The sequence below is a fragment of the Streptococcus sp. CF7_Ac1-8 genome, assembly GCF_024295435.1.
Lineage (GTDB): Bacteria > Bacillota > Bacilli > Lactobacillales > Streptococcaceae > Streptococcus > Streptococcus mitis_AP.
The window spans coordinates 214,883-229,096 of the sequence record NZ_JANCPI010000001.1; the positions used below are offsets into that span (position 1 = coordinate 214,883).

Annotated in this window: 11 protein-coding genes; 1 reads left to right on the forward strand and 10 read right to left on the reverse strand. The window is 41.5% G+C overall.

The genetic code is table 11. The features are described from left to right. Positions 1-107: 107 nt before the first annotated feature. Entirely contained in the window at positions 108-1,595 is a 1,488-nt protein-coding gene (zwf, locus tag NMM26_RS00975) for a glucose-6-phosphate dehydrogenase (protein WP_024057956.1), read from the forward strand. 44 nt (positions 1,596-1,639) lie between these two features. Here the strand turns inward: zwf and ftsY are convergent, their stop codons facing one another. The 10 genes from ftsY to NMM26_RS01025 form a co-directional block, all read right to left on the reverse strand. Then, the gene (gene ftsY / locus NMM26_RS00980) at positions 1,640-2,929 is read right to left on the reverse strand and encodes a signal recognition particle-docking protein FtsY (protein ID WP_000522340.1); all 1,290 of its coding nucleotides are present in this window, start codon (positions 2,927-2,929) and stop codon (positions 1,640-1,642) included. Between the two features lie 3 nt (positions 2,930-2,932). Then, entirely contained in the window at positions 2,933-3,751 is an 819-nt protein-coding gene (locus NMM26_RS00985) for a Cof-type HAD-IIB family hydrolase (protein ID WP_000763411.1), read from the reverse strand. Continuing rightward, positions 3,751-4,545, reverse strand: a complete 795-nt coding sequence (locus tag NMM26_RS00990) for a Cof-type HAD-IIB family hydrolase (RefSeq protein ID WP_254754169.1) — start codon at positions 4,543-4,545, stop codon at positions 3,751-3,753. The genes NMM26_RS00985 and NMM26_RS00990 overlap by 1 nt, the downstream gene beginning before the upstream one ends. Continuing rightward, entirely contained in the window at positions 4,542-8,081 is a 3,540-nt protein-coding gene (gene smc, locus NMM26_RS00995; protein WP_254754168.1) for a chromosome segregation protein SMC, read from the reverse strand. Before smc ends, NMM26_RS00990 begins: the two co-directional genes overlap by 4 nt. After that, positions 8,072-8,770 carry a ribonuclease III gene (gene rnc / locus NMM26_RS01000; RefSeq protein ID WP_000661487.1) on the reverse strand — a complete coding sequence of 233 codons (699 nt, stop codon included), beginning with the start codon at positions 8,768-8,770 and terminating at the stop codon, positions 8,072-8,074. Before rnc ends, smc begins: the two co-directional genes overlap by 10 nt. A gap of 160 nt (positions 8,771-8,930) precedes the next feature. Next, entirely contained in the window at positions 8,931-9,809 is an 879-nt protein-coding gene (locus tag NMM26_RS01005; RefSeq protein ID WP_254754167.1) for a glycosyltransferase family 52, read from the reverse strand. Then, positions 9,806-10,510, reverse strand: coding sequence for an acylneuraminate cytidylyltransferase family protein (locus NMM26_RS01010; RefSeq protein ID WP_254754166.1), 705 nt, complete (start codon positions 10,508-10,510; stop codon positions 9,806-9,808). Before NMM26_RS01010 ends, NMM26_RS01005 begins: the two co-directional genes overlap by 4 nt. Then, a complete protein-coding gene (locus tag NMM26_RS01015; protein ID WP_084862132.1) occupies positions 10,494-11,849 on the reverse strand; it encodes a sodium:solute symporter in 1,356 nt (451 codons plus the stop codon). The genes NMM26_RS01010 and NMM26_RS01015 overlap by 17 nt, the downstream gene beginning before the upstream one ends. Before the next feature lies 1 nt (position 11,850). Then, a complete protein-coding gene (locus NMM26_RS01020) occupies positions 11,851-13,182 on the reverse strand; it encodes a glycosyltransferase (protein WP_049551233.1) in 1,332 nt (443 codons plus the stop codon). 291 nt (positions 13,183-13,473) lie between these two features. Beyond that, on the reverse strand, positions 13,474-14,214 hold a 741-nt coding region (locus NMM26_RS01025), incomplete at its 5' end, for an LPXTG cell wall anchor domain-containing protein (protein WP_254754165.1).

Consider the following 14,214-nt stretch of genomic DNA (forward strand, 5'->3'; position numbering starts at 1 on the left):
TATTGGATTTTTTGATTTTTAGGAAAATTATGTTAGAATTAAGTTTATGAAATGAGGTTTCCTCATACCTAGCAAGACTAGGAATAAAATAGAAATTAGGTAGCTAGATGTCATCTAAGGTTATTGTTACAATTTTCGGTGCGAGTGGAGACCTGGCTAAACGCAAGCTCTACCCTTCCCTTTTTAGACTATATAAATCCGGCAATCTTTCCGAGCACTTTGCAGTCATTGGAACTGCTCGTCGTCCTTGGAGCAAGGAATATTTTGAATCTGTTGTAGTCGAATCGATCCTTGATTTGGCAGATAGTACCGAACAGGCTCAAGAGTTCGCTAGCCACTTCTACTATCAAAGTCACGATGTCAATGATACAGAACACTACATTGCTTTGCGTCAATTGCAGGCTGAACTAAATGACAAGTATCAAGCTGAACACAACAAGCTCTTCTTCTTGTCTATGGCGCCTCAATTCTTTGGAACTATCGCAAAACACCTCAAGTCTGAAAACATTGTGGATGGTAAAGGTTTTGAGCGCTTAATCGTTGAAAAACCATTTGGTACAGATTACGCAACTGCAAGCAAGTTGAATGACGAGCTCCTAGCAACATTTGACGAAGAACAAATTTTCCGTATTGACCATTATCTTGGTAAGGAAATGATCCAAAGTATCTTTGCAGTTCGCTTTGCAAACTTGATTTTTGAAAATGTTTGGAACAAGGATTTTATCGACAATGTTCAAATTACTTTTGCAGAGCGCTTGGGTGTAGAAGAACGTGGTGGCTACTATGACCAATCTGGTGCCCTCCGCGACATGGTACAAAACCATACACTACAACTGCTTTCTCTCCTTGCCATGGACAAGCCAGCAAGCTTCACAAAAGACGAGATTCGTGCTGAGAAGATTAAGGTCTTTAAAAACCTCTATCACCCAACTGATGAAGAACTTAAAGAATACTTTATCCGTGGTCAATACCGCTCTGGTAAGATTGATGGCATGAAATATATCTCTTATCGTAGCGAGCCAAATGTAAATCCAGAATCAACAACTGAAACCTTTGCATCTGGTGCCTTCTTTGTAAACAGCGATCGATTCCGTGGCGTTCCTTTCTTCTTCCGTACTGGTAAACGTCTGACTGAAAAAGGAACTCATGTCAACATCGTCTTTAAACAAATGGATTCTATCTTTGGAGAACCACTTGCTCCAAACATTTTGACCATCTATATCCAACCAACAGAAGGCTTCTCTCTTAGCCTAAATGGGAAGCAAGTAGGAGAAGAATTTAACTTGGCTCCTAACTCACTTGATTACCGTACAGATGCGACTGCAACTGGTGCTTCCCCAGAACCATACGAGAAATTAATCTATGATGTCTTAAATAACAACTCAACTAACTTTAGCCACTGGGATGAGGTTGGTGCATCATGGAAATTGATTGACCGTATCGAAGAACTCTGGGCTGAAAATGGTGCCCCACTTCATGACTATAAAGCTGGAAGCATGGGACCTCAAGCAAGCTTTGACTTACTTGAAAAATTCGGTGCTAAATGGACTTGGCAACCAGATATCGCTTATCGTCAAGATGGTCGTTTAGAATAAAAAAAATCCTGCAAGTTTGTGCCTTGCAGGATTTTTGCTTCTGATTAGATTAAGCCTTCTAAGAGACCCTTCATAAAGTTTTCTGAGTTAAACTCTCCAATATCATCGATTTTTTCACCAAAACCAATCAATTTTACAGGAATATTGAGTTCTTCACGGATGGCTAAAACAACACCACCTCGAGCAGTTCCATCAATCTTAGTCAAGACAATTCCAGTTAATGGCGTTATTTTTGAAAATTCTTTGGCCTGTACAAGAGCGTTTTGACCTGTTGATGCATCAAGTGCCAAGAAGGTTTCATGCGGAGCTTCTGGCACAACACGTTTGATGATACGACCAATCTTTTCTAGCTCGGCCATAAGGTTATCCTTATTTTGCAGACGACCTGCAGTATCGATCATGAGAATATCGATACCTTCAGATACGGCACGTTCCATGCCATCAAAGACCACACTGGCTGGGTCAGCTTTTTCAGCTCCAGTTACTACTGGAACATCTACACGACGGCCCCATTCTGCTAGCTGGGCTACTGCCCCTGCACGGAAGGTATCTGCCGCAACCAACATGACTTTCTTGCCAGCTTGTTTGTAGCGGTGGGCTAGTTTCCCGATAGAAGTTGTTTTCCCAACACCATTGACCCCGACAAAGAGCATGACTGTCAAGCCATCTTGGAAGTGGATTCTTTCATCGTAGTTGCCATCCTTTTCATAAAGCTCAACCAATTTCTCAATGATGACACGGCGAAGTGCGTCAGGTTTCTTGGCGTTTTCAAGCTTGGCTTCGTAGCGTAGCTCCTCTGTTAAGTTAGAAGCGACCTGGACACCAACATCACTCATAATTAGCAGTTCTTCCAGTTCCTCGAAAAATTCTTCATCAACAGAGCGGAAATTGGCAAAGAAGGCATTCAAACGAGCACCAAATCCTGTACGAGTTTTCTTGAGACTGCGGTCATATTTTTCCTGAACAGTCTCTTCTACTTGAGTCGTTTCTGCTTCAAGAACTTCAGAATTATTTTCTTCTACAGTCTCTAGGAGCTCCGTATTCTCTTCCTCTGTGACTTCTTCTGAGTTTGGAAATTCTTCTATTTCTTCTTGAGAAACTTCTACAGTTGGTTCTGAATCCAGACTTTCTTCAACTGTGTCTTGATTTTCCTCTTCTTGGAGCAGAGCTTCTTCAGAACTTTCAACTTCTGCTTCTTCATGAGGAAGTTCCTCAGCTTCTGTTAAGGCTGGCTCAACATCTTCAGACAAATCAAGATTTTCCAGAGCTTCTTTTACAACTTCTTCGATTTTAGGTTCTTCTTTTTTTCCGAATAGACGGTCAAACAATCCCATATCTTAGTTCTCCTTTAGCACATATTCTTCGATAGCCCAGGCGACAGCTTCCTCATCATTGGTCATTGGGGTCACCACATTTGCGACTGCCTTGACTTCAGGAACAGCGTTTTGCATGGCAACACCGAGCCCTGCCCATTCAATCATAGAAAGGTCATTGGCTTCATCACCACAGGCCATCACTTGGCTTTGGTCAATTCCAAGATGACTGATTAGTTTAGCCAAACCGGTTGCTTTGTGTACATTCTTTGGTGACCACTCTAGCAACATTTCACGTGATTTAAAGATTTCATATTGGTCAAACAATTCTGGTGAAATCTTTTGAATGGCTGCATCCAAGGGTTCTTGAGCAAAGGCAGTCACGCATTTATTGTAGGTCATTTGACTAGACAGGTCTTCAAAGTCAACTGGTACAAAAGTTAAAGCTGGATTGAATTTGGCATAAAGACTTTCTTGGTCCGATTGGATTTGATAAACAGTTCCTTCTGAGATGGCGTCAAGAGGCAGTGACAATTTCTCTGTTTCTTCATACAAGCGTGCCACATCATCATATGAAAAGACTGTTTTATCAAGGATTTCACCTGTATTTTTCTGAACCAAACCACCATTAAAGGTAATGGTATACTCATCTTCATGACCGTCAGTCCCCAACTCATGGAGAAAGAAATCCATAGCTTTTAAGGGACGACCAGTTGTCAATACAACTTTAATACCACGATCACGCGCAGCTTTCAAGGTTGCCTTGGTACGATCCGTCAGCTTTTTATCAGTAGTCAGCAAGGTCCCGTCCAAGTCCAATGCAATCAATTTTATATCTGCCATTATAAGCCCTCCATATAAGCTATAACCGACTGGTCTTTATGGTGACCAATCACAGTCTCTGCTAATTCTAAAATTTCTGGTCGTGCATTTTCAGGAGCTACAGGATATCCCACAACCTGCATCATATGCAAGTCATTTAGATTGTCTCCAAAAGCCAGAACCTGATCCATTGTGATACCAAGTTTTTTAGCTAATTCAACAATGGCCACACCCTTATCGACATAGTCCAGAACAATATCAATGGATTCAAAGCCAGTTGTCATGGCCTTAACACCAGGGACATTTTCGTTTACCCAAGCTTCCCCAGCTTCTAGCGTTTCTTCTGTGAAGTTGGTTGTAAATTTGAAAATATCATCTGTGATAGCTTCTAAACTCGCTACTTTTTGAATATTTTCATTATAGTGCTGACTCACTTTTAAATAGGTCTCATCAACCGTATCTAGAACATAAGCTCCCTTTTTTCCCGTCAAGAGCAGTTTATTGATATCTACATAAGGTGACGTTTTCAGCTTTTCAAAAGTTGATAGATAAAAGTCACGAGACATAGTCGCTTCATACAAGTCCTGACCTTGATACTCTACTAAACTGCCATTTTCCGCGATGAAAATAATGTCATCACGAACATCAGCAAATAATTTTTCTAGAGACAGAAATCCGCGCCCTGAAGCTACCGCAAAGTAAATCCCTTTTTCCTTATAGGAAGCTAAGAGAGACTTGAGACGATCCATATCAAAACGCCCATTCCCATCTAGGAAGGTTCCGTCCATATCCGTTGCTACTAGTTTAATTGTCATCCTTCAATACTTTCTAAATCTTTTAACTTCACCGAAACAATTTTTGAGACACCTGATTCTTGCATAGTCACTCCATAGATAGAATCAGCCGCTGCCATGGTTCCCTTACGGTGGGTCACAACGATAAACTGGCTGTCCTTGTCAAAGCGGTTGAGGTAATCCCCAAAACGCTTAACATTAGCTTCATCTAGTGCAGCCTCTACCTCATCCAAGATGACAAATGGGATAGTCTTAACTCGAATGATAGAGAAAAGCAAAGCTAGAGCTGACAGGGCTTTTTCACCACCACTCATAAGGTTAAGCGACTGGATTTTCTTACCTGGAGGTTGAACAGAAATCTCAACCCCAGCTGTCAGCAGGTCTCCCTCAGTCAAAATCAGGTCCGCCTGACCTCCGCCAAACATCTGCTTAAAGGTCACTTTGAAAGACTCACGAATAGCTTCAAAAGTGGTTTTAAAGCGTTCCTTAACCTCATCATTCATCTCTGTAATGGTTTCAAGGAGCAAATTTTTCGCTGACAAAATATCATCTCGCTGACTATTTAGAAAGTCCAGACGGTTGTGCACTTCTTCGTACTGGTCAATAGCTTCCAAGTTGACAGGTCCCAGTGAGCGAATAGCCTTCTCTAAATCCTTAACCTCTTGCTCTGCCAGATTGAGGTTTTCCAATTCATGTGCCTTTTCTAGTGCTTCAGTATAGCTAATCTGATACTGGTCTGTTAATTGACTTTGTAAATAGCGCAAGCGCTCGCTGACCTTCTCTTTCTTAGCTTCAGCACGTGTTTGCTTGCGAATCCACTCCTCATTCTGCTGGCGAGCCTGATCCAAATGACTTGCAATATCATCCAGTTGACCTTCAATATCATCCAACTCAAACTGCTTGCGAATCAGACCTTGTTGGAGGTTTGTTTTCTGCATTTTGGCTTCTTCGGCCTGTTGACTGAGCAAATCCGTATCAACTTTCTCAAGATTGTCAACCTTTTCTTGAAGAAGGCGCTGGATTTCTTCTTGCTCAAGATCAAGATTACTTAGTTCCTTACCTAAGCGTTCAATATCAGCAACTTCGTAACGTTTTTGCCCTTGCAGTTCTGTCTTAAGTAAGCGAGCTTGCGCTAGCTCTTCTTGCAAGTTCTGATAACGTTCTTGGATGGCATTTTTGTTAGACTTAATCTCTTCAATCTCAGCTTCCAGATTTTGCTTTTCATTGGCAATGGTAGCAAGGCGTGCTTGGCATTTTTCCTTATCTGCTTGCCAATCTCCGTCAGAAAGACGATCTAATTCCTCTTCTTGAAGTTTCCAAAGAGTTTCTAGTTCTTCAACTTGCTGACTGGTCTGCTGATAAGCGAGGGCCAAGCCCTGCTCCTGAATACGAGCCTGCTCTCCTTGAGATTTGATTTCTTCTAATCTTTCTGTCAATCTAGCCATCTCATCTTGCAAGGTCTTCAAAGACGCTTCTTCTGAACGAAAACTTGCTTCTTCTTCAGCAATTTCTTTTTGTAATTGCTCCAGTTCTGGCTTGATAAAAATGCTGTTATTCTGGCGATTAGCACCACCCGCATAGGAACCACCTGTGCGCAACTCTGTACCGTCCAATGTCACCATACGAACCTGATAACGAACCTGGCGAGCAGCTGCACGCGCATGTTCTACGGTATCAAAAATAGCCGTCGTAGCTAGCAAGTTCTTGAAAATAGCTTCCAGTCTAGTATCGAATGTCACCAACTCATCTGCCATACCCAGAAATCCTGGACTTGCAGCAATAGCATCTTGATTCTGACTAGAAATCGTACGCGCCTTGATAGTCGTTAAAGGAAGGAAGGTTGCACGACCAGCTCTATTTCGTTTGAGGAAATCAATCGCCTTGGTTGCCGCCTCTTCATCTTCTACGATGATATGCTGACTGCTGGCTCCTAGCGCAATCTCTAGAGCAGTTTGATAATGCACATCAAAGGCCAGGTGCTCACTAACTGCTCCAATAATCCCACCAAGGCGGTCTTTTTCTTGGAGAACACTCTTAACACCTGCATAAAAGTTACTATGATTTCTCAGGATATTTTCCAAACTTTGGGCTCTAGCTTGCTTGTTTTTGAGACTATCCAGACGGTCAAAAAGTTGACTTTGTTGAGCTTGATAGGAAGTTTTCTGCTCCTCTTGCTCCTTGGCACAGATTTGATAGTCGGCCAGTAATTTCTGAACCTGCTCCTTGGCAGTTTCAAGCTCTTCTTTTTGATGACTAGCCTTCTCTTTAGCTGTATCTAACTGTTCTTTCAGCTTTTCTAATTGATCTGCTTGTTTTTGAGAAAGCTGACGACTATTTTCCAACTCATTCTCAATACGGGTCAGTTGGTTTGAGACATCCGCTTCTTCTTGTAAAAGAGCTACAAAGCGTTCACGCAAGAGCTCAATCATCTGATCAGGATCATCTGAAAAAGCTAGTAATTCAGCTTCTAATCGATTCAGTTTTTGATTATTTTGAACTAGATTTTCATCTAAAAGTGCTAAAGAGCTTTCCTTATCAGATTTTTCTTTGCTGAGTGAATTTCTCTTATCCTCTAAAGCAGCCAAACGGGCTTGTGCTTCCTGTTGATTCAGGGCTACTTGCTCAGATTCTAGTTTCGACAGGGCTAATTTTCTCTCTAAATCACTAATCAGACTAGTCAAGTCCATCAAACTTCCTTGGTCTTTGGCCATTTCAGCCTGTAAATCTTGGCGTTGCTTTTTAAGAGTTTGATTTTCTTCCTCTAGTTTTTCACGCTTTTGGTAATAGCTAGTTAAGAGTTCCTGAACCTGAGCCAACTCTTCTTCTGTCGACTCTAGTTCAGCCTTATTATCCTTGATTTGAGCAACCAGCACGTCTAAATAAATAGCCTTGCGTTGACCTTCCAAATCTAAAAACTTTCGGGCATTCTCAGCTTGCTTCTCAAGAGGCTTTATTTGATTATCCAACTCGTAGATAATGTCCTCTAAACGATCTAGATTGTCCTGAGTTTGCTGCAGTTTGCTTTCTGTTTCTTTTCTGCGAGTCTTGTATTTCAAAACTCCTGCAGCTTCTTCGAAAATGGCACGACGTTCCTCAGGCTTGGAGTTGAAAATCTCCTCAACCTTCCCTTGGGAAATAATGGAGAAGGAATCTCGTCCCAAACCTGTATCCAAGAAAAGGTCATGAATATCACGCAGACGGACTTTCTTACCGTCAATCTTGTATTCGCTATCTCCGCTACGATAGATATGACGTTCGACCCTGATTTCTTGACCAGCATCCTTGATAAATCCGTCATGATTATCCAGAGTCACAACTACAGAAGCATAATTGAGCGGTTTGCGACTTTCTGTTCCAGCAAAGATGACATCCGGCATCTTGCCCCCACGGAGACTCTTGACACTGGACTCCCCCAAGGCCCAACGCAGACTTTCTGTAATATTCGACTTTCCAGATCCATTGGGTCCAACAACTGCCGTCACACCTTGGTCAAAGACGACCTTAGTCTTGTCAGCAAAAGACTTGAATCCCTGAATTTCGATTTCCTTTAAATACATGAATCCAGCCCTTTCTCAACGGCATTTTTGGCAGCTTCCTGCTCTGCTAATTTCTTAGAACGACCTTGACCTTGACCAATGCTCTTGCCTTCGACAAGAACTTCCACATCAAAGACCTTATCATGGGCAGGACCCGTTTCAGAAATAACCTGATAACGGATAGCCACATCGCCATTGACCTGAAGTAACTCTTGAAGATGAGTTTTGTAGTCTGTAATCATCTCAAACTCACCTGCTTCAACCTTAGGAATCATGACTTGATAGATAAATTCCTTGACCTTGGCCACATCCTTGTCCAAAAGGAGAGCACCAAGAAAGGCTTCGAAGGCATCACCAAGAATGGTGTCACGATTGCGACCACCAGATTTTTCTTCTCCTTTACCAAGTTTTATAAATTGGTCAAACTGGCAATCACGCGCAAAACCAGCCAAACTCTCCTCTCGGACAATCATGGCACGGAGTTTAGACAAGTCACCCTCAGGCTTTTTAGGATATTTTTTATACAGATATTCTGAAATCAATAACTGTAGAACAGCGTCTCCTAAAAATTCCAAGCGTTCATTGTGTGAAATTTTTAAGAGGCGGTGCTCATTGGCATAACTTGTATGAGTAAAGGCAGTTTCCAATAAGTTTTTGTCTGCAAATTCGATTGCAAAATGATTCTTTAGTACAGTTTGTAATTCTTTCATACCAACCTCTTTCTAACTGATAACAGTCCTTTTTATTATATCAAAAAAAGCCCCCTGAGTCACTTTAAAACGGGAGAAAACAAGAGACTAAAGGGAACTTATCGACTACTATTAAAATGGAAAAATATTAGAATAACGGGTAAAAGTTATTTACTTTAAGCTACCAGCCAAGGGAAATCGTTTCAAACTGACAACCTAAGCGTCGCAATTCTTTTTGACGATCCTCATAGTAGGGGAGGGAAATGCCTGTGATGGTCACATGGGGCAGGTCTTTCAAATGGAGGCTGACAGACGAGGTGAAGTGATAGACCTGAACGAACTCGTATTCTTGAAAGAGTTGGGCTAGAACATCTTCAAAGATCAGCTCCGTCTCCAAGTAAGTCACGTTTGGAATAGTGAAGGTTTCCTTTGGATGAGGCAGATAGAGATCAATTGCCAAAGCCTTGGCATAGGTACTGATAAAACGGATGGAGATCTGATCGTCCTCTTCAGAGAACTTTTGCCCCAACAGGACCTTGACCGTCTTACCATTTGAGACGGGTGCTTGTGGCAGGTCAAAAAAATGCTCCAGATAAACAAGCTTTTCTCTAGCTACGACATGGTAGTCACTGCGATAGAGGGTATAGTGCTTTTCCGTCCGCTCAATCAAGTCATCTCTGGTCAAGCCCAAAGGTCCCACCTGAATAGGTTGAAGAGGGAGGGCATACATTCCCAAAGGGTAAATATCCGCATAGCCATCATCAAAACTCATGAGGTGTTGGTAGGTCGAACTAGCAACCAAGTCCAGAATCAAGCTATTGTCAAAACTAGCATAAAAGATAGTGTCATAGTCGCCGGCAAGCTCCTGACAAATCTGAGCCAAGTCCTCTGCCGTCTGAGGATAGTGAGCATGGTCAAAATCCTTGGCATAATGCTCCTGACGGGCATTTTTGACAGGACTGACATAAAGGCTGACAAATTCCTGATCAGGATAGAGGCTCTTGATATGCTGGGCAATCTTGGCCTGCAAGGGCGTTGTGGCAATGATGAGGTGTTTCATTTCTTTGATTCTCCTAGGTAGTGATGGTGCAGCAAGGTCTCAACGACTTCAAAGTCCAAGGCATCGTCGATATCATAAGAATAGAGTTTGGGCATTTCATAGGCTACTGTCTTATCTGTGTAAAAGGTCTCGTCTCGTAGGTAACGGTCCTTGCGAGAAATCCAGATACTACCGTTAGGATAGTAATAGACAGGCTCTTTTTGCCGAGCATAGTGCTTGGAAACGTGAGGCGGGCGGATAAATGACGACTCCGCTAACTGCAAGAAAAGACTACGACTCTTGTCCGCCTTAACACAGGAAATCAAATGGTCGGCGCCAGACTGACAGTAGAGCTGGTAGGAATCGATAAGATGCTCCACCTCCCTCAAGGGTGAGGTCACCTGTAGATTCACAAAGACCTGCTCTTCTTCAAAGGGCTGTAAAAAGTCTCGTAAGGTTTCTAAACTAGAGGTTGTGGATAGGGCCAATTCTTTTGGTCTATGGACACAACGAATCTCTGGATAGGCTTGACGACAGAGTTCTAGATAGGCTAGTGAGTCTGATGAGATCCAGATTTCACTAAATAGCTTAGAAGCTAGAGCGACTTCGATGGTATAGAAAACCAAGGGTTTGCCTGCAAGCGGTTTGATATTTTTATCCACTAAGCCGCGTGAACCCGAACGGATCAAAATGACGGCTATGGGTTTAGATGTTGTTTTCATATAGTCTTCCTAGAAATGAGATAAACAGGGCAGATAGGGTAGTGATGATGCTATTTAACCAGGGATTAGGGTTGGCAAAAAGGCCACTGTAATGATAGAGAACCAAGGCTCCTAGACTAAAAACCAGATAGATTTTGGCTAACTGTAAGTTCGGTCTTTTGAGAAGTAAGACCAAGAGGTACAAACCACCTATCACACCTAGTGTCAAGCCCATAAAGCCGTTAATCCATTCGTAGATGGAGTAGATTTCTGCATTCATGAGCAAGAGGCAGAGGAGCCAGGACAGACCTGCTAAGACAAAGGATAGAATACTTGGCGACCAGCGAATCTTTGACCAAGCAAAATCCAACTTCAAGCAGGTCACGATTGCATTCATACTGGATGAAACTGTGGATTGGCCTGCTGCCAAGAGAGCCAGCATGATAAAACTGCCAAACCAAGGCGCCAGACCTTCCCGAGCGTAAGCAATGAGAACAGGATTGGTCGATGTGGTAGCAAAATTTTCCTGACGAATCAAGCAGCCAATCAGATACAGTAAACTAGCAATCCCAAAGGACAAAAGTCCCTGTATCCATAAGATTTTTCCAATCTTCTGACGCCCCATTTTGCTATTAAAACGTTGGACGATATCCTGCGAAGAAACGTAGGAAAACAAGCTACTAAAACCTGCTCCTGCAACTAAGATAAAGACCGTCTTCCCATCCAGCGTCTCTGCAAAGTGAGATAGCTGTTGACTGCTATTCACGACTAAACCAGATTGGGCAATTCTTGGTAGAAAGAGGGCCAATATAGCCAGTAGGACCAAGCCTTGAAAGAAGTCCGTCCACAGCACAACCAAGAGACCACCCCTTGCCAGATAATAGACCGTCAAGAGAAGGAGTAAACCTGACAAGACCAGCTGATTGATGAGGATAAAAGGCTCTAAGGCCTGAGACAACAAGTAGGTCACCACTGCTATTCGCCCCAACTGGTAGAGGATGAAAAGACCTGAGGCCAGTGAACGAATGCCAGTCGATTGAAACTTGTCCTCTAAAAGATGATAGGCTGTCTCATAGTTTCCCTTTTGATAGAGGGGCAGAAAATAGCGATGAGCTAGTGGAATGGCTAGAAAGATGCCACATTGGGCAAACCAGAGATAGGACCTGCCTGTATAGGCATTCCCCACCAGAGTCAGAAAGGAAATGGGACTGAGCAAGGTCGCAAAGACTGAGAAGGCCAAAACTGTCACTGGAACAGCTTTCTTAACCTGATAATAGTCCTCTTCGCTCCCTTTTTTCCAATAGGCAATCAAGGAAATCAAGCAGAAATAGAGCAATAGGGTGACTAGAATTCCCAACATCCTAGAAGTTCCTATCTAGTAGTTCGCGATAGCTTTGGGCCACTGTCCCTAGTGAATAGTGAGCCGCTAGGGCGATATTTTCTGCATTTGACTGGCGATAGCCCGTCTGCTCCATCTCTTCTATCTTTTGGATCAACTCTGATTTAGTTTTAAACAAGTTGATGGCATTGGACTGGCCAGCATAAAAACGATGAGCAATATCAACATCTGATAGCAAGGCTAGTAAACCATGGCTCAAAGCTTCTACACAGGCATTTGAAAATAACTCAGTATAACTAGCAGACAGATAGCATTGGTGCAGATGATAAGGCACTTCGTTAACGATACCTTTTAATTGAATTATTGGTGGAAGGTTATACTGATTCCGAAGTTGCTGTAATCTTTTTTCCGATCCACCATAAAAGGTAATATGAACATTTGAGCCGCGTTTATACAATTCCGTAAAAACTTCAATAACCAGATCAATATTCTTTATTTCCTCCATATGCCCTACTAAACAATAGTCTAAAATAGGACCAATATCTTTAACTTCCCCTTTCTTTTCTGTAAAAATGGGAGCTAAAAATCTCGCGTTATAATCTAGTTGACGCAATGATTCTGTTAGCGATTCACTTGCAACTAGATAGTTATTCTTTTTCCTTAAATTAGCATGTGATATATTCATTAAAACATTTGAATGAATCACTTCATAGTAATTCTTACCAGTGTTTTCCATATATCTCCATAGACTAGGCTTTGGTATACTTTGTTGATCGCGAATAATTAAGTCTGTATCCTGAGCTATATCAACCAAAAATTTGATAAGTAAATCTTCTTCAGAGTAAATAACTCCATCTTTTCGAAAAATATATTCAGGATAAAATAAAGAAACAGGAGAAGGTTCTATGAATGGGTCTATGAAACGTCCCTCGAGCGCTAAGTCTCCGTTTTTATGAAACCACTGTAACTCTTTTTTCTTAAAACTCTCAAACAGAAATGGACCACTTGTATAATAGTAACGACCTGAGCCATCTCCTAACGTAAGAGAAGAGACAAAACCATCTGCAGTGAGTTCAAGCGTATCACTATCTGATAAATTGAGAGTTTCAGGCTTAACCGATAAGGAATCATGCCCTATATCGGAAAAACTATGAGGAACACAGATTAATTCCTTTTCTAAAAATCCAAGTTTTTTTAAATCAGCTTTCCAGTCAGGTCTAACTTGAGGATTTGTCAGAAGATGGAGATAATCTATTCCTAGATATCTTGCTATACGTGCTCGATAAAACTGAGTAGTTTCAAAACCATATCTCTGTATTTCTGTAAAAGAATGAAGCGTAATAATTCTTGACATATTTCTCTCCCCTATTTTCATTTGACAAAAGTGAAAAATCTCCCCTCACAAAAGGGAGAAAAGATTTTTCATCTCTTAAAATTGAAGTTCTGATAGAGTTACTTTAAAATAATAATTTTCTATCAGTATCATCAAATCTCGATATAAAATAATTTCTTATAAAAATTCCAAATATAGTAGTATAGAATATTTTATTTAGAAGCTATTAAAAATCAAATCATGCTCAATAATCTATTTGAAAATAATTAAATAGATGCCCTGAATGATTACATAGATAACATAACATTGAGATTATTCTGATTCTTCTTTTTTCTTAAATAACCCTAATGCCAATCCTGTTACCATAGCTAGTAATCCCATAGTTGATCCATTAGTATCTTTTTCTGTACCAGTATTTGGTAGTTTTTCTTCTGATGTCTTTGATTCTGGCTGGATACTATTTGAATTTTCTGGTTTTGGTTCTGGCTTAGGCTCTGGTTTAGGCTCTGGCTTAGGCTCTGGTTTAGGCTCTGGTTTTGGTTCTGGCTTAGGCTCTGGTTTAGGCTCTGGTTTTGGTTCTGGCTTAGGCTCTGGTTTTGGTTCTGGCTTAGGCTCTGGTTTTGGTTCTGGCTTAGGCTCTGGTACGGCTTTTTCCAGAATGTAAACATAAGTGACTTCAAGAGTTTGACCTGCTACAACCTTGCCTGTTTCATCACCTTTAGTACTTTGAGGAACCAGTTTATATACTTTACCATCTGCTGTAGTTATGCTTGTTGGTTTTTGATCTCTTGTATCGTAGTCAGTTCCGGCTTTGGCATTATCAGTATCCGTAACCGTTGGAGTCACTGGTTGTTGATTTTCATTGGTTCCTTGAAGAGGATTGCCTTCTGTATCAACATAATGAACAAGGACTGAACCGGCTTTTTCATAGACATAGGTTACTTCTGTTGTTCCTTCTACTACGTCTCCTGTTTCAGGTTTAGAACCGTCTTTAAGAGCTTTTTCTGTTAAGTAGTAAACAATTCCGGATTTTTCGATTTTCTCTGGTTTATT

Coding starts and splice junctions, on each gene's coding strand:
- rnc (WP_000661487.1), bottom strand. CDS start 8,770: ATGAAAGAATTACAAACTGTACTAAAGAATCATTTTGCAATCGAATTT.
- NMM26_RS00990 (WP_254754169.1), bottom strand. CDS start 4,545: ATGACAATTAAACTAGTAGCAACGGATATGGACGGAACCTTCCTAGAT.
- NMM26_RS01020 (WP_049551233.1), bottom strand. CDS start 13,182: ATGTCAAGAATTATTACGCTTCATTCTTTTACAGAAATACAGAGATAT.
- NMM26_RS01010 (WP_254754166.1), bottom strand. CDS start 10,510: ATGAAAACAACATCTAAACCCATAGCCGTCATTTTGATCCGTTCGGGT.
- NMM26_RS01015 (WP_084862132.1), bottom strand. CDS start 11,849: ATGTTGGGAATTCTAGTCACCCTATTGCTCTATTTCTGCTTGATTTCC.
- ftsY (WP_000522340.1), bottom strand. CDS start 2,929: ATGGGATTGTTTGACCGTCTATTCGGAAAAAAAGAAGAACCTAAAATC.
- zwf (WP_024057956.1), top strand. CDS start 108: ATGTCATCTAAGGTTATTGTTACAATTTTCGGTGCGAGTGGAGACCTG.
- smc (WP_254754168.1), bottom strand. CDS start 8,081: ATGTATTTAAAGGAAATCGAAATTCAGGGATTCAAGTCTTTTGCTGAC.
- NMM26_RS00985 (WP_000763411.1), bottom strand. CDS start 3,751: ATGGCAGATATAAAATTGATTGCATTGGACTTGGACGGGACCTTGCTG.
- NMM26_RS01005 (WP_254754167.1), bottom strand. CDS start 9,809: ATGAAACACCTCATCATTGCCACAACGCCCTTGCAGGCCAAGATTGCC.